We start from the raw sequence: 23,463 nt of genomic DNA, 5'->3' as shown, positions 1-23,463 counted from the left end.
GTATTTTTGATGCCTTATGCATCAAACAGATTTCCTGGTAGTAGGCTCCGGGATTGCAGGGCTCACTTATGCACTGAAAGTGGCGGAGCAATGTCCGGATAAAAAAGTGACCATCCTCACGAAGACGCGCGAAGACGAGACGAATACGAAGTACGCGCAGGGCGGCGTGGCCGTAGTGAATGATCTGGAGAACGACAGCTTTGAAAAACATATAGAAGACACCCTCATCGCCGGCGATGGCCTCTGCAACGAAAAGATCGTCGAGATCGTGGTGAAGGAAGGGCCGGAACGGGTGAACGAGCTCATCGAATGGGGCGCCCGCTTTGACAAAGCGCCCGATGGCGAACTCTCGCTCGGGAAAGAAGGCGGCCACTCCGAATTCAGGGTGATCCACCATAAAGACGTAACCGGCCGCGAAATCGAACGCGCACTGCTCGACGCCGTTCGACGCAAAAGCAATATAGAGCTTATCACCCACTGTTTTGTGGTAGAGCTCATCACCCAGCACCATCTTGGTTACCTGGTGACAAAATCCACGCAGGACATAGAATGTTACGGCATTTATGTGCTCAACCTGCAGACCAATAAAATCGAAAAAATCCTTTCGCGTGTAACGCTGCTGGCCACCGGCGGCAACGGGCAGGTGTACCGCACCACCACCAATCCTGTGATTGCCACAGGCGACGGGGTGGCCATGGTGTACCGCGCCAAAGGGCGGATCGAGAACATGGAGTTCATCCAGTTCCACCCCACCGCCCTGTACCAGCCCGGCGAAAGCCCCGCTTTCCTGATCACCGAAGCGGTGCGCGGCGATGGCGGCATCCTCCGCAACAAAAACGGCGAGGACTTTATGCACCGGTACGACGAACGGCTCTCGCTCGCCCCGCGCGACATCGTGGCCAGGGCCATCGACAGCGAGATGAAGATCACCGGTACGGAGCATGTGTACCTCGACTGCCGGCACATGGACCTGGAGAAGTTCATCCATCACTTCCCGAACATTTATGAAAAATGCCGTTCCCTCGGGATCGACATTTCAAAAGATATGATCCCCGTTGCGCCCGCCGCCCACTACAGCTGCGGCGGCATAAAAACGGACGAGCACGGCCGCACCTCCATCGGTAACCTGTATGCGGCCGGGGAATGTGCCAGCACCGGGCTGCATGGCGCTAACCGCCTCGCGTCCAACTCGCTGCTCGAAGCCATGGTGTTTGCCCACCGCTGTTATCTCGATGCCGTAAAAGCCATCGACAGCACCAGCTTTAAGCAGGTGCCCGACTGGGATACGCTGGGCACTACCGCCCCCAAGGAAATGATCCTCATCACGCAAAGCCTCAAGGAGCTGAAGCAGATCATGAGTGACTATGTTGGTATCGTGCGCACAAACGTGAGGCTGGAAAGAGCGATGCGCCGCCTCGACATCCTGCATCTCGAAACGGAGGCTCTCTACCGCGAAACCGCCGTGTCGCCCCAGTTGTGCGAGCTCCGCAACCTCATCACCGCCGGTTACCTCGTGGTAAAAGGCGCGATGTTCCGTAAGGAAAGCAGGGGCCTGCACTACAACACCGATTATCCTTACAAATCAGAATTAGTCCAGAATATCATCCTGTAAAGGTTTAAAGCGAGCGTGGTTCATGTATTACATTCTATTGGCATTCTGTTACAGCATTTCGGTTCTTCCCCTGTGGCTGCTTTACATCATCAGCGACGGGCTCTGTTTTATCCTGTACAACATCGCGGGGTATCGCCGCAAAGTGGTGCTGGAAAATATGCGGCAGGCATTCCCGGATAAAACCGAAAAGGAAATCAGGCAGCTGGCCAGAAAATTTTACCGCAACCTTACGGATATGATGGTGGAAACCATCAAACTGCTCACGATGAGCCGGCGATCGCTGATAAAGCGCTTCGAGTGCGACCTGACGGTATTCCACGAGCTGTATGCAAAAGGCAAAAGCTGCCAGCTGCACCTTGGTCATAATTTTAACTGGGAATGGGCTAACCTGTTTTGTATGCAGGGGGTGGACTATCCTTTCCTGGTGGTATTTATGCCCATTACGAACAAAGCGGTGAACCGGATGTTCCTTCACTTCCGTGAAAAATTCGGCACCAGGCTGATTCCGGCCAACGACATGCGCAACAGCATGGCCCCATGGCTGCGCAAACAATACCTGATCGGGTTGGTGGCCGACCAGAACCCCGGTAACCCGCGGCGCAGCTACTGGTTCCCGTTCCTGAACAGGATGACCGCGTTTTATAAAGGTCCCGAAATGAGCGCCCGGCGCTTCGACATTCCGGTGGTGTTCGGTAAAATCGCCAAGGTGAAAAGGGGCTATTACAAAGCTGAGATCAAACTGGCCTTCGAACATCCCCGCGAGGAACCGGAGGGAAGGATTACCGAGGCTTTCGTGCAGTATCTCGAACAGCATATTCACGAGCAGCCCGAAACCTGGGTATGGAGCCACCGCCGGTGGAAACATGTGTACCGGCCTGAAAACGACGAGCTACGCGGGGGGCGGGCGGAAGAGGAAGGCGAGAATGGGGAATGAAGACATATCTTACTTAAAGCCCACGCTCACCGGAAAAAGCACAAGGAAGCCGGCGTAGATGGACGAACGAATAGCTTTGCGACCGCCATTAACCATGGTGAAACATACAAAAAGGGTGTACCGTTACCGGCACACCCTTTTGTTTTTATTCGTTGGTGAGGATTATGCTGAGGGTATTTTCAGCTTCTGGCCCGGGTGAATTAGATCCGGATTTTTGATCTGGTCTTTATTCGCCTCGTAAATCTGCTGCCAGGTGAGGCCCGGGTAGTTTTTGGCGATTTTGCTGAGGCTGTCGCCCGCTTTTACTTCGTACTCCTGTTCTGCGCCTTCCGCTACTGAAATGTTCAGTACCAGGTCGCCGGAACGCATTTCGGGATCAAGTTTTTCGTAGGTGCTCCAGATCTGGTCTTTGACCGCACCGGAGGGAGCGGTGCCGGTTACATACAGCACGCCTTCCTGTTCAGCCACCTGTAAGCCCGTTACACCGGCGCTGGTAGCCTGGTTTACCAATTCTGCATATTTATCTTGTAATGCCATGATCGTACTTTTTTAAGGTTAATGTTGGAATGAAAAGCCGGTTACTGCAGGGTGAGTTTGTTCACCACCTTTTTAGGTTTGGATTCGTTAGCCGCCTGCATTACTTTTTTCAGGTCTGCTTTCGGAATGGAGCCCGTCAGCGTCACTTCTCCGTTGGCAACGGTCGCGGTTACACCGGTGATGCCGGCTGCTTTGAGCGAAGAATCCACGCTGTTGCGCACCAGGTCGTCCGGGTTGATCACAACCGGGGGCGGCGGCGGAGCGGGTGGGGTTACCATCACGTTGTTGGTCACAGACTTAACTCCTTTAACTCCTTTGGCAGCATCTTCAGCAGTGGTTTTTGCAGCCTCATCCATCACTTCCCCGCTTAACGTGGCCACACCGCCTTTTACTTCGGCAATGACGCCCGGAGCGGCTGTCGCCAGCTTGTCGTTCACCTCTTTCTGGAGTTTGGCATCGCTTGGTTTGCAAGCGCACAATAGAATACCCATCATCATTGCGAGACAGGCGAGTAAAAAGGATTTGCGCTGTTTCATACGATTAAAATTTTATAGGAATTTAGCGAATCCAGCCGGGAATAGCAATTATTTCTTTGTTTAAATAATTGTTACGCAACAAGATATATAGTAAATGAACGCGTAAAAAAATATATGTGTATAAACCAAAAGATATATTCAATGCGCTTTCTGGGGGTTGGGGCAAGCATTTTGAATGCCCGGATAACAGCCGTTATCCGGTTTGTATTATATTAACAGGTTTGGAGCAAGGGTATAACGGGCTTGGCCATACGCTTTTGGAATTAAGCGTTACAACCTGCATTTGCCCTGAAACAAAATCGCCGGCAGCAAAGCCACCGGCGATTCGTATCTAATATGTTGTATCCTTCAACGGGCCTAGTTCAGCACGTTCTTTTCCTGAACCACGGTAATCCCTTTCTGATCTTTCAGTTTGTTGAAGCCGCCGTTCACATTGCGGAGGTTGTGAATACCTTCCTGTTTCATGATGGAACAGGCGATCACGCTACGGTAGCCCCCCTGGCAATGTACGTACAGGTTGTGGTTATCGTCAAAATCCGCCAGCGCACCGGCACGGTCGGTGAGGTCGCCAAGGCTTATGTTGATGGCTTCTTTCACATGCCCGTCCGCATACTCCGCGGGTTTGCGCACGTCTACCACCACCAGGTTTGGATCGTGGGGAATGTCCATGGCCAGCTCATCCGGGTCCACGGAAATGATCAGGTCCCTTTTCTCACCGGCTGCTTCCCAGGCTTCATAACCGCCTTCGAGATAACCTTCCACTTTATCAAACCCGACACGGGCGAGCCTTACGATGGTCTCTTCCTCCTGGCCTGCGGCAGTTACCAGCACCAGCGGCCGGTCGAATTTCAGCAAACTGCCGGCCCATTCGGCAAAGCGGCCTTCCAGCCCGATGCTGAGGGAACCCGGAACAAAACCTTCCGTGAACACATTGGCGTTACGGGTGTCGAGAATCATCGCGCCTTCCTGCACCTTTGCCTTGAATGCCTCGATGGATAAAGGCTTCAGGCTTCTTTCCATCACGGTATGCATGGCGTCGTACCCTTCTTTATTGATCTGCGCATTGATCGGGAAATACTGCGGGGGCGTGCTCAGGCCATCGGTCACCTCGCTGATGAACGCTTCCCTGCTTTCCGCCAGCAACGCGTAGTTGCTGCTTTTTTCTTCCCCGATGGTGCTGTAAGTGTTCGGGCCAAGGTTTTTACCGCAGGCGGAGCCGGGGCCATGAGCGGGGTATACGATTACGCCGTCGGGCAGCGTCTTTATTTTTGTCTGCAGGGAATCATAGAGAAAACCCGCCAGTTCCTCCTTGCTGAGGTTGCCGCTGAACAGGTCGGGACGGCCCACATCACCCACAAACAGCGTGTCGCCGGTAAAAATGGCGTGCGGTTCCCGGTTTTCATCCAGCAACAGGTAGCAGGTCGATTCCAGTGTGTGACCCGGCGTATGCAGCGCGCGTACGGTCAGTTTACCGATGCTGAACTCCTCGCCGTCTTTGGCGATATGCACGGGAAAATTGGTGCTGGTTTCCGGCCCGTAAACGATGGGCGCTTTGGTGGCGGCCGCCAGGTCGAGGTGGCCGGATACGAAGTCTGCGTGAAAATGTGTTTCGAAAATGTACTGAATGGTGGCGTTCCTTTCGCGGGCCAGCTCGAGGTAAGGTTCAATGTCGCGCAGGGGGTCAATCACTGCTGCCACACCCTCGGATTCTATAAAATATGCGGCTTCCGATAAGCATCCTGTGTACAACTGCTTAATGAACATATGGTTTTTGATTTCGACAAAAATACGAAGAAGTTCAGAAGTGACCGCTGACGGATGTCAGCGGCAGGTAAAACCATGACCAGCAACCGGTTATGGCATAAAAAAACTGCCTTCCGTTGGAAGGCAGTCTTATCAGTATGGTGCAGGCACAACAGTGCCACGGAATTGAAAAAGATTGGAGATAAATTATCTTATCCCACCAGCTCTTCGACGAATTTTGCTACTTCGGCAATACGTTGTTTGTTGATGGTATAATGAATAAACTTACCATCCCGCTCAGTGATTACGATGCCGGCCCTTCTCAGGATAGCCAGGTGCTGGGATGCCACAGATTGTTCCAGACGCAGCTTCACGTAAATCTCCGTTACTGTCATGCGCTTATGGTCTTCCAGCAGCTTGATCATCTGCTGACGCAACTTGTGGTTGATTGCTCGCAACACCATCGCGGCCTTCTTAACGGCAATGTAATCCAATTTGATCTGATCTTTTTCATTGTTACCCCTAGAAATAATAAGAGTATTAGAAGAGGTAGTTAATAATTGTTTTTCCATCGCAAAATAGTTTTAAAAAATAAATGAAATGACAGGGATCAACGGACAGTAAAACGCGACTATTAGACAACAATCACGGATATTGATTACACAAAATTATAATATCTGTCACAATAAAAAAAATTTCTATACCTTCTTTTTTAATATATAAATCGGAAACAGCCGCTTTTTCACGTATTTTGACACTCTCATGACACTTTCGGCGGCGAATTACTGTCGTTCAAACCCGTCTCAGATTATAACGCGTTTTGATGCGTAATATGATGCAGGGAAATGCTAAAAATCTGCTAAAAAAATAATGAATGTTAGGGCTTTCCGGGGTGGAAGAAGGCTTTGATGTAATAAGGGGAGAAATAGGCCACATCTTGAAAATCCTTATCTGCAAAGGCTTTCGCGGCCAGGGGGATCATATGTGCAGCGGAAATCTGGTATGAGGGAAATTCAGCATTGGTGCGTTGTCCTAACAATTCATGCCATTTCGGGGCTCCGTCACCGAAAAACAGGGTCTTTTTTTTGGCAATAAATGACGCAAACGAGTCTGTATCCAACACCATCGCCTGTGGTTCGAGCACGGGCTCCAGCCGGTGGTTGTACACCGCGGTGAATACCTCCATCCGCCGTGCATCGATCATGGGAACATAAAATACATCTTCATCTGACTGCCGCATGCCGCAGGCCATCATTTGCAGGGTGGAAACGGCGATGAGGGGTTTCTGCCAGGTATAACAAAGGCCTTTGGCGGTGGCAACGCCTACACGAAGGCCGGTATAAGAACCGGGGCCGGCGCTCACGGCAATGGCGTCGAGCTGGCTGTGATGCAGGTCATGCGTGGTCAGCAGCTGTTGTATGAACAGGGTGATGGTGGCCGCATGGTCGCGCTGCTCCATATTCTGCAGCGTTTGTAATTCTTTGCCGTTGTCTGAAAGCGATACGGAACCGATTGCCGTAGCCGTGTCTATATGAAGTATGCGTGCCAATGTTGTCGTTTTATAATTGCGCTTCGTATTCCGCCTGCAACAGCGGACTGATCTGGTACCGTTCGTTCCCTGTTTCGGCATAAACGGCCTGTAGTATTTCATACACGTTGCGGATGCCGATTTTTCCGCACCATTCGAAGGGGCCGAACGGGTAGTTGGTGCCGAGCTTCATGGAGGTGTCGATGTCTTCCCGGGAGGCGGTGCCTTCCCCGGCGGTAAAATATGCTTCGTTGATGATCATGCACACCACCCGCGGCGTAACCATGCCGGTGGCGGGTTTGATGATGCTGTAAGGCCAACCCAGCTCCTGCATGAGCGGGTCCAGCTGTTTAGTGCCGGCCAGCGTGGCCACCTCCAGCCGCGGCATCGCCATAAAACCGGGCAGAAAATTGCAGCCGTAAATGTGCGGGTATTGCGCCCAGATGTCGGGCGAAGTTTTGACTAGGCAGGCCAGTACGGGAATCTCCGGTTTCATCGTATACAACATGAGATTTTCCGCGCGCTCATCGAGGCTCAGGTCTATGACCAGGTCGGCCCCGCTGTGCTGCGGCTGCAGTTCCTGCTCCCAGCGTACGGTATGCCCGGCAAAATCCCTGCTGCGGCGCAGTTCTTCCCAGCGTTGTACATCGCCTGTAACCAGTACTTCCATACGTTATTTGATGGCGATCATGGAAATCTCCACGTTCACGCCTTTCGGCAGCGCGGCCACCTGAACGGTTTCGCGGGCGGGAAAATAACCGGAAAAGTACTTGCCGTACACTTCGTTGATCTGGGAAAAATCATTCATGTCCGTAATAAAAATGGTGCTTTTCACCACGTCGGAAAAATCCATGCCCGCTTCGCTGAGAATGTTGCGCAGGTTCTGCATCACGCGGTGCGTTTCCACGATCACATCATCCGTTTCCAGCTTGCCGCTTTCCGGGTTCAGGGCAATCTGGCCTGAAATGAACAGCGTGCTGCCCGCTTTTACGGCCTGGTTGTAAGGCCCGATAGGCGCCGGGGCATTGGTGGTGTTGATAATCTGTTTTTCCATATGTGGCAAAAATAAGGTTTTAGGCGCGGCCGGGCAATTGCCGCAAGAATATTGGGGCCGCATATACAAAATGCTTATATTAGTATTCTAGTCAACCAAAGTACCATATCCCGCAAACATTATCTGCCCGATTATGTATGTCAAAACCCTGAATGGTCTTTCTCTCAATGGCGCCTGGACACTGCAGCTTTCGCTGTATGCATGCTGGGTGCTGGGTTTCGCCGCCACCTGGTTTTTCACAGGCGATGCGCTCCCGGAGATTCCCTTCCTGCTTGCCGCTATTTCCCTGGTTTCCCTTGCTGCTGTTATAGTGTACGTACTGGTACGCCGCCAACACGAGTTCAGGCTGGTACCGAGAATCAACATCTCGCTGGAAACTTTTCTCCTGGCTTTTTCCATGGCCCTGGCATTGGTGGTGGTGAAAGATGCGCTGGCGTATATCCTGCCGCTGCCGGCCTGGCCCGAGTTGTCGTTTACCAGCATTCATACCAGCTCCTTCGCGGTCATCCTTGTGTCTGTAGTGCTCGCTGCTTTCATGGAAGAAATGCTCTTCCGGGGCATCATCATGGAAGCGCTGCTGCACCGTTACTCCGGCGGGATAGCGCTGCTGCAAAGCTCGCTGCTGTATATGCTGGCGCATCCGGATCCGGCGCAGATGCCGGGCTCCCTCTTGCTGGGACTGCTGGCCGGGTTCTTTTATCTCCGCCTCCGCGATCTCTGTTCCTGCTTCCTCATCCACCTTATACATAATGTGGCTACGGCAGTAGTGGCGCTGAGCGGCGGTTCGTTGCAGTTCGCTATCAGCGACCCCTACACGTATGTCGCGCTGGTAACCGGCTGCGCGCTGGCATTGGCAGCAGGTTTCTTCATCCTGCGCAACATCACGCCCGCCGGCCACCCGAAAAAGCAGGTCTTACTGGCCAAATAACAGCTTCGCCAGTTTCGCGTCGTGACCGTACACGTCGTCGCGGAAGTTGAGCGTGCCCTCGCTGTTCACCCAGGCGGTGAAGTAGCCGATAAACACGGGCAGCTTATCTTTCAGCGTCACATACTTTTCCTTTCCCGCATTCATCGCCGCGTCGATTTTGGCTTCGGTCCAGCTGGAATCATTCCGGAGCAGCCATTGCGCCAGGCGCTTGGGCTCCGATACCCGGATGCAGCCATGGCTGAACGAGCGCCTCGCCTCATTGAAGAGGCCTTTGGACGGTGTATCGTGCAGGTAGATATTGTATTCGTTGGGGAACAGGAATTTTACACGGCCGAGAGAGTTGGAACCACCGGGTTTCTGGCGCACCACGTACGGGAAGTTGCGCCCGGAATATTTGCTCCAGTTGATGGAGCCGGGAGAAATCGCTTTCCCGCTGCCTCCCACGATTTCCATGTTGTGCCGCGCCAGGTACGACCCGCCGCTGCGTTTGATGCCGGGTATCACCTCGTTGCCGAGGATGCCGGGAGGCACGTTCCAGTACGGACTGAACACCACGTATTTCATCTCGCGGCTGAAGATCACCGTGCTGGTGCCGGGTGTGCCCACCACCACGTTACAGCTCCAGGCCAGTTTACCGGCCTCATAGGCGTGCATTTTGAACTCGGGGATGTTGACGAGGATATAATCGGTCGATACCTCCACCGGCACCCAGCGCAGGCGTTCCATGTTCAGCAGCAGCTGGTGCATGTAATGTTGCAGCGGGCGGTTCAATGCGGCGAGCGTCTGCGGGGTGATGATGCCGTCCGGCTTGTAGCCCATGCGGGCCTGGTAATGCCGGAGGGCGGAATCGAGCACGGGGGTGTATTGAATGGACGTATCCTTGTCCTGCATATCACCGAGCAGTTGCAGGCGTTTTTTCACACCGGCGATCACCACGGAAGAATCTCCTTTTTTGTAGTTTTTCTTTTTGGCTTCGAGCCGCAGCGAATCCCACTGCGGGTTTGCTTTTACGACGGTGGCCAATTTCTGCAGCTCGTCTCGCAGCAGTTTGTACTGGCGGTTCACCGGTTCGTCTTCCGTAATGCCTTTTTGGGGATTGGCGATAACGGTATTGAGCAGGCTTTCCACGTCGATTTTTTTACGGGGGATGAACCACTCCAGGTCACGGGCATTGTCGCTGGTCATGCCGCCCCATACCTTGTTGGCATATACGAAAAACTGCCCCGTAAAGGTCAGCTCGGTGATAGGTACGATGGTGTCGTTTCGGTTGAGGGAGTCGCCCTGCGCCGCCAGTGAATCGTAGAGGGCGAGGGCCCGGCTTTTATCGAGCGAACTGTCTTTGATGCCGCTTTCTTCATCGCTCCGCATCATGTTCATGAAGCCGCCGGCCTGTTCGGTCACGCCCTGTTCGTCGATCCAGGCGTAGTGGAAACCGCGTTTTGCATAAAAATCACGGATAAGCTCCGCGTAGGGGGCAAATTCCGTGTGCTGGGCCAGGAAGGCGCCGATCTGGTTACTGTCTAGCGTACGCGCGATATATTCCTCTTTGGCGTAATGGGTGGTGTCGCGGTTCACCGCTTCGGGAGCGGGTTTCTTTTTGTTGGTCTGGCAGGCGGTCACAAACGCCAGGGCGAGCAGCAGGGGGTAGATTTGTTTATGCATCATAGCGGTATAACAATTTAATGCAGTGTATGTTGCGCAAAAGTAAGCAACAATCCTGCAGGAATAAAAAAAGGGAACAGCGGCGCTGTTCCCTTTCAATATCCTCCTGGTTGTTATAACTTGATTTCTTCGTCGTTGGCATCAAAAAAGCGGTATTCGGTGAGGTGGTAGTTGGAATCTGCTTTGAGCTTGATCCACTTTTTATACGTGAAGTACCACTTCCATTGCCGTGATCCGAGCCAGCCCTTGGTAAGGTACGCATACAGGATGGGGTGCATGCGGATAGTGAGGCCTTTGTGCTGGTGGTTGAGCAGGTACTGGAGGTTCTTTTCAATGTCTTCCACAATGAGCATGGAAGCGCCGATTTTGCCAGTGCCTTTGCAGGCGGGACAATCTTCGGCCACTGAAATGGTGATTTCCGGTTTCACGCGCTGGCGCGTGATCTGCATCAGCCCGAACTTCGAAATGGGGAGTATCGTGTGTTTGGCCCTGTCCTGCACCATGAATCGCTCCATGGCTTCGTACACGGTCTTTTTGTTTTCGGGCAGCTTCATATCGATGAAGTCGATGATGATGATGCCGCCCAGGTCGCGCAGCCGCAGCTGGCGTGCAATTTCGGCCGCCGCTTCGAGGTTGGAGGCGAGGGCGTTCTGCTCCTGGTTGTTGCTCGAACTTTTATAGCCGCTGTTCACGTCTATCACGTGCAGGGCTTCCGTGGCTTCGATGATGAGGTACACCCCGCTGTCGAGGTTCACGGTTTTACCGAAGGATGCCTTTACCTGGCGGGTTACGCCGAAGTGATCAAAAATGGGGGCGCCGTTGTGGTAGTAGGTCACAATGTCCTGCTTCTCGGGCGCTATTTTCTGGATATACGTTTTGGTATCCGTATAAATATTTTTGTCGTTGATCACGATGCGGTTGAAGCTCTCATTGAGCAGGTCGCGCAGGATGCTGGTGGTTTTGGTCTGTTCGCTGAGGATCTTCTGGGGAGCCTGTCCGCTGCGGAGGTTTTCCTGGATGGTTTTCCAGGTGTTCACGAGGGTGGTGAGGTCTTCGTGCAGTTCCGCCGTTTTTTTGCCTTCCGCCGCAGTACGCACGATCACGCCGAAGTTATGCGGCTTGATGGCTTCCACTATCTTCTGCAGCCTTTTGCGTTCTTCCGAAGAATGGATCTTCTTGGAAACGGCCACGATGTTGTTGAAGGGGGTGATCACGATAAACCGGCCGGGCAGGGAGATTTCGCAGCTGAGGCGGGGGCCTTTGGAGGAAATGGGCTCTTTGAGGATCTGCACGAGGATGTTGGGTTTGCCGCCCAGCACTTCGGTGATCTTGCCGGTTTTGATGATTTCGGGCTCGTTTTTGAACTTGGCGAAATCGAAAGACTCGGATTTATCGGAAATGGCTTGTTGGGTAAACTTGAGAATGGAGCGGATGTACGGGCTTAAGTCGGTGTAGTGGAGAAAGGCGTCTTTTTCAAATCCCACATCCACGAAGGCTGCATTCAGTCCAGGAATCAGTTTCTTTACTTTGCCCAAATAAAGGTCCCCCACTGCAAAATTAGGGTTGCCGCTTTCGTGGTGCAGCTCGACTAATTTTTTATCTTCCAGCAATGCTATTTCAACACCGGATGGTGCGGCATTTATAATCAATTCCTTATTCAAGCGTCAAAATTTTGTCCATAAATACTTCACTTTTATGCCGTCCTTTTTCTACAGGCAAAAGTACAGCATGCCCAAATGATACCGGCCTGGTGCCGGCGGTTCACACGAGAGAGGATTGCAAAGGGTTTAGTGATATATACAGGGTGAAGTCCGGATTCTTAAAGGGCCGATCTACGAAACAACCTGCATGATATTAGCAATTTAACGATTAATGCTAAAATCATGCAGGATTGTATAAAAAATTTATCGAGTCCGCCTCCGGCTACTTATACCTGTGCAGTATAAATGGCGGGGAAACAGGAGAATTATTTCTTGCCTTTCTTATGACGGTTCTTTCTAAGTCTTTTTTTCCTTTTGTGGGTTGCGATTTTATGTCTTTTTCTTTTCTTTCCGCAAGGCATACGCTTGTATTTTTTTTAATGTTTAATAATATTACTGAATACTCTTAATATAACCGTCTATTTCCGCCGCCAGGGCCGGGTCTTTGATCAGCTTGCGGCACTGACGGAGCAGTTCCACCGCTTTTGCGTTGTCCCCTTTGCTCTGATGGGCCACCGCCAGCAGAAACAGCGCTTTAGGCTCTTCCGGGTGGCGCTGCAGTACGTTTTCCATCCGCTCGATGGCTTTGTCGAACTGGCCGGAGGTGATACTGAAGTTGGCCAGCGTGAGCTGTGCGTCCAGGAAATCCGGGTTGCGCTCTGCCACTTCCCTCAAAATACCGATGCCCTTCATAGGCTCCCCGGTATTGGCGACCAATACTGCTCCCTTCTTTATCTTCAGTGTGTCATTGTTTGGTTCAAGCGCGATAGCCCTGTCCAGCAATTCTATGGCCGTATTGGCCTGCCACATTCTAACGCCCGCGTCTTGCGTATGCGAGAGATGGTCCAAAAATAAATTGGCTGCAAAGGTGAGGCTTTTTCCGGAATTTTCCAACTTGGCAGATTCCGCGGCATAATAGGCGGCAACGGGAAGTTCGTTGAGGCCGTCCCAGATCGTGTAAAGTTGCTGATAAGCAGCGATTTGCTGGCTTTTGACATCGCCGCGCACAACGGTATTTTCAAGACTGGTGATCTCCACCAGCTTGTCGGCAGGAACTTTTGACTTTGCTTTCTTTAACAGGTCTGAAAAATCAGCAGCGGCGACCGCCTGACCCATTCCCTGCGGCATGGCACCCCCTGGCGCAGCAGCATGTTCATGCTCATGCACCTTTGGCGTAATACGGCCAAACGCAAACAATGCCGTTACTATAACGACAGCCAGGCCAAGAACGAGTAGTTGATTTCTTTGCATCGCACCCTAAAATGTTAGGATGCAAATCTAAGAACTTTTGAGCTTCTTTACTTCGGCAACAAACTCTTTAGATGGCTTAAATGCCGGAATGTAGTGCTCGGGAATTTCCACGGCAACATTCTTCTTGATGTTACGGCCTATTTTGGCAGCCCGTTTCTTCGTGATAAAACTGCCAAACCCGCGGATGTAGATATGCTCGCCATTTGCTAACGCCTCCTTTACTTCCTTGAACATGGCTTCGAGTGTTACTAACACATCTACTTTGGGGATGCCGGTTTTTTCAGCAATGTTGTTAATCAAATCAGCTTTTCTCATAATGAAGCGGAGGATTACTTGTTTTCAAAGTTATTAAAAAAAATTTAATTGCTGAATTTTCAAGCAAATAAAATTTAATATTTTTTGTTATAGATAGAACACTCTAAAAATACGTTTATTTGTGCTCCCGTCAAAGCCTAAATCCCTGCAATTCAGCACGAATAAAGGCTTCCGGGACACGAATATATAGAAAAACATCGACATATATAAATTATTTTGTGCAAATGACCGATACAAAGAGATTTTTTACTGACTGTCTCATGACCTGGAACCGGTTCCAAAACACCCGGACCATGCCCTGGAAAGGTGAAAAAAATCCCTACCGCATCTGGCTTTCCGAGATAATTCTCCAGCAAACCCGCGTAGAACAGGGCTGGCCATATTACGAACGGTTCATCTCCGCCTACCCCACCGTCGAAAAACTTGCCGCCGCGCCCGATGAGGAAGTATTCCGCCTCTGGCAGGGGCTCGGTTATTACGCCCGCTGCAAAAACATGCTGGCGGCAGCCCGTACCATCGCCGGTGCTTATAAAGGGCAATTCCCGCAAACCTACGAGGGCATTACCAAGCTGAAAGGCGTGGGCGCATATACCGCCGCGGCCATCGCCTCATTCGCCTTCAGCCTCCCCCACGCCGTGCTCGACGGCAACGTATACCGGGTACTGGCCCGTTATTTCGGCATCGACACGCCCACAGACACCACTCCCGGCAAAAAACTGTTCACGCAGCTGGCCGGTGAAGTGCTGCACCGTGAACAGCCTGGCGAATACAACCAGGCCATCATGGATTTCGGCGCCGTGGTGTGCAAACCGCAACAGCCGGCCTGTAAAAGCTGCCCGCTGGCTGCCCGTTGCGAAGCCTTCCAGAAAGGGCTCACAGACCTGGTGCCGGTGAAGTCGAAAAAACTCGTCATTAAAAAAAGATACTTCCATTACCTGCTGCTGCACCAGAAAGACCGTTTCTTCATCCGCAAGCGCACGGGGAAAGACATCTGGGAAAACCTGCATGAATTCGTGCTGATCGAAACTTCCGCCCCCGCGGCAGACGAAACCGTGCTGGAATCGGCCGATTTCCGGCGCCTCATCGGCAAATACCCCTACAAAATAACCGCTCCCGCTGTGGAAATAAAGCAGCAGCTCACCCATCAGACCATCCATGCCCGTTTTCTGCAGCTGGCCGTGCCCGCTGCATTCAAAACGCCGGAAGGATACCTGCAGGTATCTGAGGATCAATTAAAAAATTACGCTTTCCCGAAGATCATCGTGGATTACCTGCAACGTTGACGGATGCCGCCGCGTTTGGTACCATACCCTGTATCCCTGTTCGGCAGGGTAAAAATTTGATGTGCTGAATGGAAAAAAATATTAACTTTAGAAAGGTTGACCGTGAGCAGAATAAATTATAATAGGACAGATTAAAACCTACAATTATGAGAGGTGTTAATAAAGTAATCCTGATTGGCAATCTTGGCAGAGACCCCGATGTTCAATTCCTGGAAGGTAATATTGCAGTAGCTAAATTCTCCCTGGCTACGACCGAAACGTTTAAAGACCGCGCCGGCAAGCTCATTTCACAAACAGAATGGCATACCGTTGTACTTTGGAGAGGCCTTGCCGAACTGGCGCAGAAATACCTCCATAAAGGCAGCCTGGTATATATTGAAGGGCGCCTCCGCACCCGCAGCTGGGAAGACAAGGAAGGCAATAAAAAATTTGCCACCGAGGTGGTAGGCGATAACCTGGTGATGCTCGACAAACGGATGGATGTTAATAATGGCGACCACCCGCTTCCACATCACCATCATTCCACCGGCGCCGGCGGCTCCTCCTCTACCCAGAGCCATGGCGAAGGTTATACAGGCATAGAAATTCCGCCTATGAGCGAACCGGCCGACGACCTGCCGTTTTAAAAGGCCGGATAACCCAGGTTTTACAGAGAATATCCGCCCGTAACGGTACATTCTTTATATTTGCATGCGGGAAAGCGATTCAATTATAGCGAACTGAATTTCTTTCCCATTATTTTTGACCAAAGCTTAAATATCTTGGTTCACCTATCGGCTGGTATTTTACCGTTCAAGAGCGTTTTGTTACAAGTGCCGGCATCTCCGTCGCTGAATATTGTGGTGTTTCTCGGCGTTATCTTTATTGTATTGCTGCTCACCTTCATTGTTTCCGGAGCAGAAGTGGCCTTCTTTTCCCTGAATTACAAGGACTTAAACGTGCTCAAGACCCGGCAGAACAACGCCGGCAAGATGATCACGCGGCTGCTGGAAAACCCGAAATCCCTGCTGGCATCCCTGCAGATCGCCAACATCCTCTTCAACATCGCCTTCATCTTTATCACCAACTACCTGATTTACCAGGTGGAAAGCCTGCAGCACCTGGCCTTCGTGTCGTTCGTGGTGCGCATTGCGGTGATTACACTGATATTGCTGTTTTTCGGGCAAATCCTCCCGCGGGTATGGGCCACGCAGAACAATATGCGCTTCGCCACCTACTTCGCGTGGTTCGTGCATATCATTCACGCCACCCTGGAGCCTGTCAGCAACTTTTTTGTGAACCTGAGCGAAAGCATCGAAGCCCGCCTTTTTCACCGCAACACCCGCCCGATCAATTACCAGGAGATAGACGAGGTCATTGAAATGAGCGTGGAACCGGGCGCCTCCCAGGAAGAAAAGAACATCGTGCGCGGCATCCTCAAATTCGGCAATATCGCCGTGAAACAGATCATGCGCACCCGCCTCGACGTGAACGGCCTCGAGTACGACGCTCCGTTCAGTGAGGTGGTCAAACAGGTAGCGGAACTGCATTACTCCCGCCTCCCCGTATATAAAAACAACCTCGACACGATCGTGGGCGTGATCCATACCAAAGACCTGCTGCAGCACCTGGGCAAGGGAGACGCGTTCGACTGGCATGAAGTGCTGCGCCAGCCTTTCTTCGTCCATGAGCACAAGCTGATAGAAGACCTGCTCAACGAATTCCAGACCCGCCACATGCACTTCGCGGTGGTAGTAGACGAATTCGGCGGCACCTCCGGCATCGTGACCCTGGAAGATATCATGGAAGAAGTGATCGGCGATATCAAAGACGAGTTTGACGAGGAAGAATTCAACTTTAACAAGGTCAACGACCATACCTACGTTTTCGAAGGCAAAACCATGCTGAACGACGTTTGTCGCATCCTGAACATCGCCCCGGACACGTTCGAGAGCGTAAAAGGAGAAAGCGACTCCATCGGCGGGCTCATCCTGGAACTGTCCGGCAAATTCCCGGAAGAGAACAGTGTGATCACGTTCGGCAATTTTGATTTTACCGTCCTGGAGGTCACTAAAATGCGCGTCCAGAAGGTACAGGTGACCATTAAATCGGGTGTTGAAACGGAATGAGAGCAGTAATTTATTTTCTCGCAGCGCTGCCCTTCCTGCTGGCTGCCTGCGCCCACCAGGGCTCTGCGCCCAAGCCACGGGGTTACTTCAGGATAGACCTGCCTGAAAAAAAGTACCAGACCTTCAACGAACCGGGTTACCCCTACACGTTCGAATACCCGGTATACGCCAGCATCGTCAAAGACACGTTGTTTTTCGACGAAAAAGCGGAAAATCCCTGGTGGATCAATATCGACTTCCCCGACTTTAACGGAAAAATATACATGAGCTATAAGCAGGTGGGCGCCCAAAACAGCCTCGACAGGCTGGTGAACGACGCTTTCAAACTGACTTACAAGCATACGTACAAGGCAGAATCCATCGAAGAGCAGGCCATCCACACCCCGCACCGCGTACACGGCCTGTTTTATGAGGTGGGCGGCAACGCCGCTTCGGCCAAACAATTTTATGCCACAGACTCAGGGCATCATTTTTTGCGCGGAGCGTTGTATTTTTACGCACCGCCCAATGCGGATTCCCTGGCGCCCCTGAACCGCTTCCTGGAAGAGGATATGTGGCACCTGGTCAAAACCCTGCAATGGAAAGCTAATTGAGCGCAAGATGATAGTGATCGATGATAAATATATCAGTGACGAGGTGGTGGAGAAAAACTTTGTGTGCAATCTCACCGCCTGTAAAGGGGCCTGCTGCGTGGCAGGCGATTGCGGCGCCCCGCTCGAGGAAGCGGAACTGCCCATCCTGAAAAAAATATTCCCCAAAGTGAAGCCATACCTGCGTGAAGCAGGCATCGCCGAAATTGAAAAAACCGGTTTCCATACCTGGGACGATGAGCATGGACATGTAACACCCATCGTGAACGGCGCCATCTGCGCCTACGCCACCATCGACGAACTGGGCGTGGTTGGCTGCGGCATTGAAAAAGCGTACAAAGACGGGGTCATCGATTATAAAAAGCCCATCTCCTGCCATCTGTACCCGATCCGCATCACCAAGTACGAGAGTTTCGAAGCGGTGAATTACGATAAATGGAGCATCTGCAAACCGGCCTGTAAACTGGGTAACCAGCTGCAGGTGCCCGTGTACCGGTTTTTACAGGAAGCCATCACCAGGAAATACGGAGCGGAATTTTACGCCGTGCTGGATAAAATCGCCACCAAACAACACCTGGAAGAAGAAGATATTTGATACGATTTTTTTGTTTACTGATACAATAGCTGCAATCTTTTGCGCGGCAAAACACCCGAACACTTTTTGACTATCTTTACAGGCATATGAACAAGACGGCAAGCACCTTTCTTTCTGAAAGTGAAATAAAAGCGGCTGATCTCGGTCACCGCAATACGATCAACTTCAACATCAGCAAATACAACGCTGCGGTGAAGAATGGCAAGCTGCAGTTTGCCGACCTGGCCACCGCCAGGGAACGCGCGAAGAACGTGAAGTGGAAGGCCATCGAGCACCTCGATAAACATCTGGAAGATTTCGAGATGCACTTCATCAAACGGGGCGGAAAGGTGATCTGGGCCGAAAACGCCGAACAGGCGCGGGAAGAGATACTGGCCATCTGCAAAGCCAAAAACTGCAAAACCGTGGTGAAGAGCAAATCGATGGCCACGGAAGAGATCCATCTGAACGACTACCTGCAGGAAAACGGCATCGAAAGCATAGAAACAGACCTCGGCGAATATATCCAGCAGCTCGACGATGAGCCGCCTTACCACATCGTAACGCCTGCCATGCACAAAAGCAAGGAACAGGTGGCGCAGTTGTTTGCGGAAAAACTGGGATCGGATCCCAAGCTGTCACCGGAAGAACTGACGCTGGTGGCACGTGAAAAACTCCGCCAGAAGTACCTCGAAGCGGAAGTAGGCATCACCGGGGCCAACTTTATCATTGCCGACATCGGCGGCATCGCGGTAACGGAAAATGAAGGGAACGCCCGGCTCAGCACGTCGTTCCCCAAAACCCACATCGCCCTCGTGGGCATTGAAAAGGTGCTGCCTTCCATCAACGATCTCGCCCTGTTCTGGCCACTGCTGGCAACTTACGGCACCGGGCAGCAGATCACTTCTTACAACACCATTCTTTCAGGCCCGCGCCAGGAAGGCGAGATCGACGGCCCGGACGAGATGTATGTCATCTTCATCGACAACGGCCGTACCAACCTGCTGAAAGACGTGGAAGCGCGCGAAGCGCTCTATTGCATCCGCTGCGGTTCGTGCCTGAATGCCTGCCCCGTGTATAAAAACATCGGCGGCCATACTTACAAAACCACCTACAGCGGCCCCATCGGCGCCGTGATCACCCCGCACCTGCAGGGTATCGAAAAATACATGCACCTCAGCTTCGCCTCGTCGCTGTGCGGTAACTGTACGGAGGTGTGCCCCGTGCGCATCAACCTGCACGAACTGCTGCTCCATAACCGGCACAAGGCGGTGGAAGAACATCACACCTCCGGTGGCGAAAAACTGGGCTGGTTCGGATGGAAACAGGCCTGCCTCAGCCGGCGCATGATGAACCTGGTAGGCGGTAAAACCAAAAACCTCGTGATCGGCAAACTCTTCGGGAAAGCCTGGGGGGATGAAGAGAGGGGGCTACCGATATTTGCACCCAAATCTTTCAACCAGCTCTGGAAAGAAAGAAACAAATCATAAAAAAAGGCGTTCCATCCCGGAACGCCTTTTTCTTTACTCCTGCTTCAGCAACAGTAGCGGCACGGTCACTTCGGCCTTTGCCTTTTTACCGCCGGAAGCAGGCACCCATTTAGGGCCTTCGCGTATGATGCGGATGGCGGCCTTGTTAGCCACGTCACCCATTGATTCCAACACATTAAAATTTTTCAGCGTACTGTCCGGCATAACGGTAAAGGACAAACGCACCTGGCCGCTCTTGTTTTCCAACAGGCCTGGAATGACCAGTTTACGCCGCGATTCGAGGTAATTGCTGTAGGCAAACATCGACACGGAAGGGTGCGGCGCCAGTGTTTTACCGGCGGGCAGACGACTGGCCCCGCGGATCATGATCCTGTCGTTGTTGCCGTACGCGACATCTTTCGCTCTACCAACCACTATCACTGTTTCATTCAGCGCCTGGTTATTGGCCGGAAGCTTTATGTTCAACTGGTTGTTATTGGCGGCTACTTCTACATTTGTCTTTTCGTAGCCGATATACTGGAAGTCGAGTTTCACTTTGTTGGCAGGGTCTACCCGGAGCGCAAAATTACCGGCGGTATCGGTTATTGCGCCTTTATTGGTGCCGCTTTCAACAACAGACACTCCCGGCAGGCGGCGGCCGGTTTCCGCGTCCACCACCACTCCACTGATCAGCCGCTCGTCGCGTTCTTCGCGGTGGTTGGGGTATTTATTCGGTGCGCCGCTGATTACGCCCTCCACTTTGCCGGGAGCCCGTTGGAAGGCATAAGTAGTGGAATCCGCTGCATATTTGCCGATGCGGATAGTATCCACCTTCTCCGTATAACTTCCGGACAAGGTCATCCTTTTAGCCGCGGGCGGAGGCGGAGGAGGCGCCGCGGCCACCACTGGCGCGGGCTGCTTTTGGTCCAAACGCGCACGTTCATCGGCCACGTCGTCCTTTGCAAATGCAGGCGCCTGGACGGTTTCTTTAGGTGCAGCGGGCTTTTTAGGATTGACCGGTTTTTGTTCCGCTTCTGCGGCAGGCTCCGTCACCTGCTGATTAGCCGCCATATCCGCGGCTGCGGTATCAGCAGTGGCAGGCGTCGCTGCAGCGGCTACCGAATCGCTGGTAGTACTGTTTTTTTGCTGGGCGATTTCACCGGCGGGCCGCATAGGGCGATTCATGAAGAAGATGGCCCCAGTAGTCACCAGCAACAATACAGCTGCGGCGGCCAGCCATTTGTAATCAAGGCGGCGCACTTTTTTTACAGCGGCCACCCTTTTTTCCAGTCTTGACTGCAGCTCACCGAGCGCTGGCTGCTGATCGGCCGGGTGCAGGGCATAACCTTCCAGCGCCTCGGCCAGGAACGGGTCGTCCAGCGCCTGTTTCTCGAGGGCGTGCATCGTCTTATCGTCCAGTGTACCTTCCAGGTACTGGCGGATAAGCTCCGCGGTAGGTTTAATATGTCCTTGATTATCAGCCATTAATTTTTCTCCATACAGATCTTCAGGTTCCTTTTACCGTTCTGTATATAGCTTTTTACTTTGTTCATTTCATATCCCGTCATTTCAGCCACCTCGCGGTAGCTCTTTTCTTTCAGGTAAAACAGGTCCACGCTCCGTTTTTGTTCTTCCGGCAGCGCTTCCAGGCACTTTTCCATCGCCTGGAGGTTGTTTTCCAGGCTGAATCCGTTATCAGGATGATTATTTTCCCCCGTTTCCATAAAACCGTGCTCGTCGATAGACACTACCCGGCCCTTGGCGGCCCGGATCTTCATGAGGCAATGGTTGCGGGCCAGCACGTGCAGCCAGCCGCGGAAGCTCTGGATCTCGTGCTGTTTCACCTTGTCGATCAGCTCCTCGAAAATCTGCATCACGGCATCTTTGCTGGCCTCTTCATCGAAGTATTTGAGGCACACACCATATACCAGGTTCATATAGCGCTCATATAAGGCCGCGAGATACGACAGTTCCCCCGTTTCCTTGTATGTCCGGATCAACTGCGCATCATCGGCTTCCTTCATCATATGTTGCTGTAAGAATGGCATCTGCGATGGCAATAATACAAAAAAAAGGTATCCCTGTATGAACAGAGATACCTTTCTATATGCCGTAAGTTATTATTAGTGGCGGAAGTGACGCATGCCGGTGATCACCATTACCATCCCGTTTTCTTTGGCATAGGTGATGGAATCGTTGTCGCGGATGGATCCACCGGGCTGGATTACCGCGGAGATGCCTTCTGCTTTGGCGATGCGTACGCAGTCGTCGAAGGGGAAAAACGCGTCCGAAGCCATTACTGCGCCTTCGAGGCTGAACTGGAACTGTTTGGCTTTTTCGATCGCGTGGCGGAGGGCGTCGATGCGGGACGTCTGTCCACAGCCTTTGCCCACCAGCTGCTGATCTTTCACCAGTGCGATTGCATTGGATTTCAGGTGTTTGCACACGATGTTGGCAAACTCCAGGTCGGCTTTCTGGCCCGCGTTGGCAGGCTGTGCGCCGGATTCTTCCCAGGTTTTGAAGCTGCCTTCGTCGTTATCCTGCACCAGTACGCCGTTCAGTACATTTTTGAACATCTGCGGCGTTTTCAGCGGTTGTTTCTGCAGCAGGAGGATGCGGTTCTTCCTGGCCTGCAGAATCTCCAGTGCGGCAGGCTCGAAGCCGGGCGCGATGAGGATTTCAAAGAAAATCTCATTAATGGACTGTGCTGTCGCGGCATCTACGGTTTTGTTGCAAACCAGTACCCCGCCGAAAGCGCTTTCCTTGTCGCCCGCCAGCGCTGCCTCCCAGGCTTCTGCCAGGGTAGCACGAGTGGCGATGCCGCAAACGTTGGTATGTTTGATCACGGCGAAAGTGGTGCCGGTGAATTCAGCGATGAGCTGTACGGCTGCATCCACGTCTACCAGGTTGTTGTAAGAAAGTTCCTTACCGTGCAGTTTGTCGAACATTTCGTTCAGGTCGCCATAGAAAACGCCCTTCTGGTGAGGGTTTTCACCGTAGCGACACACCTGGCCCTGCGGAACAGACAGCTGGAAGTAGTCTTTTTCGCTGTTTTGCAGGAAGTAGCCAGCAATAGCGGTATCGTAGTGAGCGCACACTTCAAATGCCTTTGCGGCGAAGTGCCTGCGTTGCTCCAGCGTGGTAGCGCCGTTGCCTTCCACCAACGCCTTTTCAAGGTCGGCATACTGGTTTTTGGAAGCCACGATCACCACATCTTTATAGTTTTTACCGGCTGCGCGGATGAGGGATACACCGCCGATGTCGATTTTTTCAATGATAGCCTGCTCTTCGGATGTGTTTCTAACCGTTTCCTCGAAGGGATAAAGGTCAACAATCACCAGGTCGATCTCCGGAATTTCGTACTGCGCCAGCTGATCCAGGTCCTGCTGGTTTTCGCGGCGCGCCAGGATACCGCCAAACACTTTAGGGTGGAGGGTTTTAACGCGCCCGCCCAGGATGGAGGGATATGCGGTCAGGTCTTCCACGGCCACACATTTTACACCCTGTTCTTCGATAAACTTCTGCGTACCGCCGGTGGAGTAGATGGTAACACCCTGCTGGCCCAATGTTTTAACGATGTTCTCCAGGTTGTCTTTATAGAAAACGGAGATCAATGCTGATTTGATTTGCTTTTGCATG

At 52.2% G+C, this 23,463-nt stretch carries 24 protein-coding genes; 10 read left to right on the top strand and 14 right to left on the bottom strand.

The annotated features are described in order from the left end of the window. Positions 1-16 precede the first annotated feature (16 nt). Together nadB and EGT74_RS09790 are read left to right on the top strand one after the other, a co-directional pair. The gene (gene nadB / locus EGT74_RS09795; protein WP_123846324.1) at positions 17-1,612 is read left to right on the top strand and encodes an L-aspartate oxidase; all 1,596 of its coding nucleotides are present in this window, start codon (positions 17-19) and stop codon (positions 1,610-1,612) included. A gap of 22 nt (positions 1,613-1,634) precedes the next feature. After that, the gene (locus EGT74_RS09790) at positions 1,635-2,546 is read left to right on the top strand and encodes a lysophospholipid acyltransferase family protein (protein WP_123846323.1); all 912 of its coding nucleotides are present in this window, start codon (positions 1,635-1,637) and stop codon (positions 2,544-2,546) included. A gap of 162 nt (positions 2,547-2,708) precedes the next feature. On the opposite strand, the gene EGT74_RS09785 is transcribed toward EGT74_RS09790, so the two are convergent. Next, on the bottom strand, positions 2,709-3,083 hold the full coding sequence (locus EGT74_RS09785) for a LysM peptidoglycan-binding domain-containing protein (RefSeq protein ID WP_123846322.1): 375 nt from the start codon (positions 3,081-3,083) through the stop codon (positions 2,709-2,711). A gap of 41 nt (positions 3,084-3,124) precedes the next feature. Beyond that, positions 3,125-3,619: a BON domain-containing protein gene (locus tag EGT74_RS09780; RefSeq protein WP_246008165.1), complete on the bottom strand. Its 495-nt coding sequence runs from the start codon at positions 3,617-3,619 to the stop codon at positions 3,125-3,127. A gap of 116 nt (positions 3,620-3,735) precedes the next feature. Between EGT74_RS09780 and EGT74_RS09775 the strand changes: the two genes are divergently transcribed. Beyond that, on the top strand, positions 3,736-3,954 hold the full coding sequence (locus EGT74_RS09775) for a hypothetical protein (RefSeq protein ID WP_123846321.1): 219 nt from the start codon (positions 3,736-3,738) through the stop codon (positions 3,952-3,954). Between the two features lie 22 nt (positions 3,955-3,976). Here the strand turns inward: EGT74_RS09775 and EGT74_RS09770 are convergent, their stop codons facing one another. The 5 genes from EGT74_RS09770 to EGT74_RS09750 form a co-directional block, all read right to left on the bottom strand. After that, entirely contained in the window at positions 3,977-5,383 is a 1,407-nt protein-coding gene (locus tag EGT74_RS09770; protein WP_123846320.1) for an MBL fold metallo-hydrolase, read from the bottom strand. A 191-nt stretch (positions 5,384-5,574) separates the two neighbouring features. Next, complete coding sequence (locus EGT74_RS09765) at positions 5,575-5,934, bottom strand: ArsR/SmtB family transcription factor (RefSeq protein WP_074241384.1); 360 nt, start codon at positions 5,932-5,934, stop codon at positions 5,575-5,577. A gap of 305 nt (positions 5,935-6,239) precedes the next feature. Then, the gene (tsaB, locus tag EGT74_RS09760; RefSeq protein ID WP_158618075.1) at positions 6,240-6,911 is read right to left on the bottom strand and encodes a tRNA (adenosine(37)-N6)-threonylcarbamoyltransferase complex dimerization subunit type 1 TsaB; all 672 of its coding nucleotides are present in this window, start codon (positions 6,909-6,911) and stop codon (positions 6,240-6,242) included. 10 nt (positions 6,912-6,921) lie between these two features. Continuing rightward, the gene (locus tag EGT74_RS09755) at positions 6,922-7,560 is read right to left on the bottom strand and encodes a 3-hydroxyacyl-CoA dehydrogenase family protein (RefSeq protein WP_123846318.1); all 639 of its coding nucleotides are present in this window, start codon (positions 7,558-7,560) and stop codon (positions 6,922-6,924) included. Positions 7,561-7,563: 3 nt separating this feature from the next. Beyond that, positions 7,564-7,944 (bottom strand): RidA family protein, encoded by a 381-nt coding sequence (locus EGT74_RS09750; protein WP_123846317.1) that lies wholly within the window; start codon positions 7,942-7,944, stop codon positions 7,564-7,566. 133 nt (positions 7,945-8,077) lie between these two features. Here EGT74_RS09750 and EGT74_RS09745 point away from each other — a divergent pair, with 133 nt between their 5' ends. Then, complete coding sequence (locus EGT74_RS09745) at positions 8,078-8,872, top strand: CPBP family intramembrane glutamic endopeptidase (RefSeq protein ID WP_123846316.1); 795 nt, start codon at positions 8,078-8,080, stop codon at positions 8,870-8,872. On the opposite strand, the gene EGT74_RS09740 is transcribed toward EGT74_RS09745, so the two are convergent. The 4 genes from EGT74_RS09740 to EGT74_RS09725 all read right to left on the bottom strand — a co-directional run bounded on the left by EGT74_RS09740 (position 8,858) and on the right by EGT74_RS09725 (position 13,800). Beyond that, positions 8,858-10,537 carry a L,D-transpeptidase family protein gene (locus tag EGT74_RS09740; RefSeq protein ID WP_123846315.1) on the bottom strand — a complete coding sequence of 560 codons (1,680 nt, stop codon included), beginning with the start codon at positions 10,535-10,537 and terminating at the stop codon, positions 8,858-8,860. The two genes, EGT74_RS09745 and EGT74_RS09740, sit on opposite strands and share 15 nt — an antisense overlap. A gap of 110 nt (positions 10,538-10,647) precedes the next feature. Beyond that, on the bottom strand, positions 10,648-12,195 hold the full coding sequence (locus EGT74_RS09735) for an Rne/Rng family ribonuclease (protein WP_123846314.1): 1,548 nt from the start codon (positions 12,193-12,195) through the stop codon (positions 10,648-10,650). A gap of 432 nt (positions 12,196-12,627) precedes the next feature. After that, on the bottom strand, positions 12,628-13,485 hold the full coding sequence (locus tag EGT74_RS09730) for a tetratricopeptide repeat protein (protein ID WP_123846313.1): 858 nt from the start codon (positions 13,483-13,485) through the stop codon (positions 12,628-12,630). Between the two features lie 27 nt (positions 13,486-13,512). Then, complete coding sequence (locus EGT74_RS09725) at positions 13,513-13,800, bottom strand: HU family DNA-binding protein (protein ID WP_029464490.1); 288 nt, start codon at positions 13,798-13,800, stop codon at positions 13,513-13,515. Between the two features lie 224 nt (positions 13,801-14,024). Here EGT74_RS09725 and mutY point away from each other — a divergent pair, with 224 nt between their 5' ends. From mutY to EGT74_RS09695, 6 genes are all read left to right on the top strand, one after another. Next, a complete protein-coding gene (gene mutY / locus EGT74_RS09720; RefSeq protein ID WP_123846312.1) occupies positions 14,025-15,083 on the top strand; it encodes an A/G-specific adenine glycosylase in 1,059 nt (352 codons plus the stop codon). A gap of 146 nt (positions 15,084-15,229) precedes the next feature. Beyond that, positions 15,230-15,709: a single-stranded DNA-binding protein gene (locus EGT74_RS09715; RefSeq protein WP_123846311.1), complete on the top strand. Its 480-nt coding sequence runs from the start codon at positions 15,230-15,232 to the stop codon at positions 15,707-15,709. A gap of 186 nt (positions 15,710-15,895) precedes the next feature. Further along, positions 15,896-17,191: a gliding motility-associated protein GldE gene (gldE, locus tag EGT74_RS09710; protein WP_246008200.1), complete on the top strand. Its 1,296-nt coding sequence runs from the start codon at positions 15,896-15,898 to the stop codon at positions 17,189-17,191. Then, positions 17,188-17,784 carry a gliding motility lipoprotein GldD gene (gene gldD / locus EGT74_RS09705; RefSeq protein WP_123846310.1) on the top strand — a complete coding sequence of 199 codons (597 nt, stop codon included), beginning with the start codon at positions 17,188-17,190 and terminating at the stop codon, positions 17,782-17,784. The genes gldE and gldD overlap by 4 nt, the downstream gene beginning before the upstream one ends. 7 nt (positions 17,785-17,791) lie before the next feature. Further along, a complete protein-coding gene (locus EGT74_RS09700) occupies positions 17,792-18,376 on the top strand; it encodes a DUF3109 family protein (RefSeq protein ID WP_123846309.1) in 585 nt (194 codons plus the stop codon). An 86-nt stretch (positions 18,377-18,462) separates the two neighbouring features. Then, a complete protein-coding gene (locus tag EGT74_RS09695; protein ID WP_123846308.1) occupies positions 18,463-19,845 on the top strand; it encodes a LutB/LldF family L-lactate oxidation iron-sulfur protein in 1,383 nt (460 codons plus the stop codon). 33 nt (positions 19,846-19,878) lie between these two features. Here the strand turns inward: EGT74_RS09695 and EGT74_RS09690 are convergent, their stop codons facing one another. The 3 genes from EGT74_RS09690 to purH form a co-directional block, all read right to left on the bottom strand. After that, positions 19,879-21,309 carry a carboxypeptidase-like regulatory domain-containing protein gene (locus tag EGT74_RS09690; protein WP_123846307.1) on the bottom strand — a complete coding sequence of 477 codons (1,431 nt, stop codon included), beginning with the start codon at positions 21,307-21,309 and terminating at the stop codon, positions 19,879-19,881. Further along, positions 21,309-21,851, bottom strand: coding sequence for an RNA polymerase sigma factor (locus EGT74_RS09685; protein WP_246008163.1), 543 nt, complete (start codon positions 21,849-21,851; stop codon positions 21,309-21,311). Before EGT74_RS09685 ends, EGT74_RS09690 begins: the two co-directional genes overlap by 1 nt. Before the next feature lie 96 nt (positions 21,852-21,947). Further along, entirely contained in the window at positions 21,948-23,462 is a 1,515-nt protein-coding gene (purH, locus tag EGT74_RS09680) for a bifunctional phosphoribosylaminoimidazolecarboxamide formyltransferase/IMP cyclohydrolase (protein ID WP_123846305.1), read from the bottom strand. Position 23,463 lies beyond the last annotated feature (1 nt).

Source organism: Chitinophaga lutea, assembly GCF_003813775.1.
Lineage (GTDB): Bacteria > Bacteroidota > Bacteroidia > Chitinophagales > Chitinophagaceae > Chitinophaga > Chitinophaga lutea.
The sequence above is the reverse complement of the archived record's forward strand: the minus strand, read 5'-3'. Positions and strand labels throughout refer to the sequence as shown.

What these genes read in the sequence shown, in the direction of transcription:
- EGT74_RS09765 (WP_074241384.1), bottom strand. Translation starts at nt 5,934, where the DNA reads ATGGAAAAACAATTATTAACTACCTCTTCTAATACTCTTATTATTTCT.
- EGT74_RS09695 (WP_123846308.1), top strand. Translation starts at nt 18,463, where the DNA reads ATGAACAAGACGGCAAGCACCTTTCTTTCTGAAAGTGAAATAAAAGCG.
- EGT74_RS09785 (WP_123846322.1), bottom strand. Translation starts at nt 3,083, where the DNA reads ATGGCATTACAAGATAAATATGCAGAATTGGTAAACCAGGCTACCAGC.
- EGT74_RS09700 (WP_123846309.1), top strand. Translation starts at nt 17,792, where the DNA reads ATGATAGTGATCGATGATAAATATATCAGTGACGAGGTGGTGGAGAAA.
- EGT74_RS09755 (WP_123846318.1), bottom strand. Translation starts at nt 7,560, where the DNA reads ATGGAAGTACTGGTTACAGGCGATGTACAACGCTGGGAAGAACTGCGC.
- EGT74_RS09725 (WP_029464490.1), bottom strand. Translation starts at nt 13,800, where the DNA reads ATGAGAAAAGCTGATTTGATTAACAACATTGCTGAAAAAACCGGCATC.
- EGT74_RS09740 (WP_123846315.1), bottom strand. Translation starts at nt 10,537, where the DNA reads ATGATGCATAAACAAATCTACCCCCTGCTGCTCGCCCTGGCGTTTGTG.
- mutY (WP_123846312.1), top strand. Translation starts at nt 14,025, where the DNA reads ATGACCGATACAAAGAGATTTTTTACTGACTGTCTCATGACCTGGAAC.
- nadB (WP_123846324.1), top strand. Translation starts at nt 17, where the DNA reads ATGCATCAAACAGATTTCCTGGTAGTAGGCTCCGGGATTGCAGGGCTC.
- EGT74_RS09780 (WP_246008165.1), bottom strand. Translation starts at nt 3,619, where the DNA reads ATGAAACAGCGCAAATCCTTTTTACTCGCCTGTCTCGCAATGATGATG.
- gldD (WP_123846310.1), top strand. Translation starts at nt 17,188, where the DNA reads ATGAGAGCAGTAATTTATTTTCTCGCAGCGCTGCCCTTCCTGCTGGCT.
- EGT74_RS09750 (WP_123846317.1), bottom strand. Translation starts at nt 7,944, where the DNA reads ATGGAAAAACAGATTATCAACACCACCAATGCCCCGGCGCCTATCGGG.
- EGT74_RS09715 (WP_123846311.1), top strand. Translation starts at nt 15,230, where the DNA reads ATGAGAGGTGTTAATAAAGTAATCCTGATTGGCAATCTTGGCAGAGAC.
- purH (WP_123846305.1), bottom strand. Translation starts at nt 23,462, where the DNA reads ATGCAAAAGCAAATCAAATCAGCATTGATCTCCGTTTTCTATAAAGAC.
- EGT74_RS09745 (WP_123846316.1), top strand. Translation starts at nt 8,078, where the DNA reads ATGTATGTCAAAACCCTGAATGGTCTTTCTCTCAATGGCGCCTGGACA.
- EGT74_RS09730 (WP_123846313.1), bottom strand. Translation starts at nt 13,485, where the DNA reads ATGCAAAGAAATCAACTACTCGTTCTTGGCCTGGCTGTCGTTATAGTA.
- EGT74_RS09790 (WP_123846323.1), top strand. Translation starts at nt 1,635, where the DNA reads ATGTATTACATTCTATTGGCATTCTGTTACAGCATTTCGGTTCTTCCC.
- EGT74_RS09770 (WP_123846320.1), bottom strand. Translation starts at nt 5,383, where the DNA reads ATGTTCATTAAGCAGTTGTACACAGGATGCTTATCGGAAGCCGCATAT.
- EGT74_RS09690 (WP_123846307.1), bottom strand. Translation starts at nt 21,309, where the DNA reads ATGGCTGATAATCAAGGACATATTAAACCTACCGCGGAGCTTATCCGC.
- EGT74_RS09685 (WP_246008163.1), bottom strand. Translation starts at nt 21,851, where the DNA reads ATGATGAAGGAAGCCGATGATGCGCAGTTGATCCGGACATACAAGGAA.